Source organism: Acinetobacter sp. MD2(2019) (assembly GCF_035615615.1).
In the GTDB taxonomy this organism is placed as follows: Bacteria; Pseudomonadota; Gammaproteobacteria; order Pseudomonadales; family Moraxellaceae; genus Acinetobacter.
Window position 1 is genome coordinate 1 of the sequence record NZ_VTDU01000054.1, and the last position, 2,055, is coordinate 2,055.

Below are 2,055 nucleotides of genomic sequence, written 5' to 3' on the forward strand. Positions count from 1 at the left end.
TCGATCATTTTGCCAATACTGATTCGTCCTAAAATCGGTGGTGTAATCACTAAACCTTTAATCATACTGGTATCCTCTGTAATTTAAATGTGTGGTGAACTGTGGTTGAAATAAATTGCTCAACAACCTCATACCCGAAGGCATGAGGCTATTGAGAGATTTATATTTGTATTCGTTTTTGAATCGTGCTTAGGCTATGCTTACCTAATCATCATGGCTGTAGATATTGAAGCGACGACTGCCTTGTTTGTGCTGTGGGAATTGCTCAAGGTATTCAGGGTGCTGTTTAAGTAAGGCTTTACTGTCTAGACTGATTGAGTCTTTGGCACGTTTCCATGTCAATGAACCTGTTAGAAAGGTAGCGCGTTCAGTCTCCTGCATTTTGGCTTGAAGTTGGTTTTTCAATAAATCGAATTGCTCCTGATATTTTTCAATCTGGTTTCGGGCTTGGATCAGTTGGGTAAATTGTTCATTAGCCTGTGGGTCTTGAGTCAGATCGGTCAGGCTTAACGGAATGTGTTCGGGATAAAGTAATTGTAGGGCTTTGGCTGCTGAACGACTGGCATCGGCTTCAGGTGGGGTATCTTTTTCTACACACTCCCAGAAATAACGCTCAGCTTGAATGATCTGTTCAATCACCGATGCAGATCGAGTGACTTTAAAAATACGGGTTTCATGCCCACAAATGAGCACACAGATATGCGCGGCTTGTTTTCCTGTAACAGCCAATTGGTGTTGCACTTGGCACAGAACATACAGAGGTACACCATCGCGCCAAAGTTTAGCCCCGTGCTCCCCTGCGGTTTTACATTCTAGAATTTGTACTTCAGGATGACCCACCACGGCATAATCTAAATTGGCCAACATAAAATGTTTGTCGGGGTCAGAATGTTGAAGGATGGCATTGACCCGACGGACTTTGTGCTGAGTATGTTGGCTGTAGTACTCCGCCACTAAAGGTTCGAGTTGATGGCCCCAATATAAAGGGGCATGTCCTGAAATGTCATCATTGATGTTTTGCGGGATTCGGCCTGTTTTAATCATCCACAGTTCAAGCATCGACATATAGGGATTAAGCCCACAAGCAGCTGCACAATCACTACTGCCAATACCTTGGCGACGGACTTCAAGCCATTGTTCTTGGCTTAAATGCTTAGTTTCAACAAAGCGTTTGGCGCTAAAGAATTTAGGACGCGCTAAGGGTGGTGCTAAATGGGTGTGGGTTGGTTGTGGCGGAGAAAGAGTTGCATTCATCGGATTGTCCTTAATGATTAAATTTGACGCATAAAAAAAGCGATGTCCGAAGACATCGCTTTGCGTGGTATGAAAAGAAATAAAGTGTATGTTTTAGAGACTATTTTACTTTATGGGTAGTTAGCGAGATCAGCGTTTCAACATGAACGCCAGCTTAGTCGGTAACATGATCGGTAGCTTGATCGGTCGGCACCGATCAAGCTAAATATTGAACTATCTAAATCTAGGCAATTAAACTTAAAGCCTGTTCAAGTCCACGTTGTTTCAGGTTAGCCCCTGCCCCAAACCATGCTGAATCTAAACGATAGTCTTTACTCATCGCTCGACGTTCATGGTCTGCAAACTCGGTGATACTGCACAGTAAGCCATAAGCAGTATCTTTGGCTGAACTTAAGTCTGCCCCACGACCTTGTCCATTAAACATGCTCATGACTTTTGACATTGCACGTCCATTCGGTTCAGGTTTAGGCTCGGCTTGAGAAGCGACTTTACGATAAAACTGAATAATCCCATCGTCCTGCTCAGCAATACTCAATTTGCTGTTATTAAAAACAGCATCAAAATAGGCGGCTGCTTCATACTGGGTGACTTTACGTTGACTGAGTTGTTTCATCTGGTACATGTGTTCATCCCATGCCCGAACGGAAATACCGAGTTGTTGTTTGACCTTCTCTGCATCAAAGCGGGTACTGTGTGGAACTTTTACAACGCCTGCACTGCCACTTTGGCCTTTGAGGGCAATCGCCAAAGTGTTATTACACACCACCCGAATGGAAGTAAATTGTGCTGTAGTCGCTAATG

Annotated in this window: 2 protein-coding genes; both read right to left on the bottom strand. The window is 43.8% G+C overall.

All coding sequences use genetic code 11. The features are described from left to right. Positions 1 to 204 precede the first annotated feature (204 nt). The gene (locus I2F62_RS12950) at positions 205 to 1,254 is read right to left on the bottom strand and encodes a lambda-exonuclease family protein (protein WP_324627400.1); all 1,050 of its coding nucleotides are present in this window, start codon (positions 1,252 to 1,254) and stop codon (positions 205 to 207) included. Positions 1,255 to 1,477: 223 nt separating this feature from the next. Then, positions 1,478 to 2,055: DUF932 domain-containing protein (locus I2F62_RS12955; RefSeq protein ID WP_324627401.1), on the bottom strand; the 578-nt coding region annotated here is incomplete at its 5' end.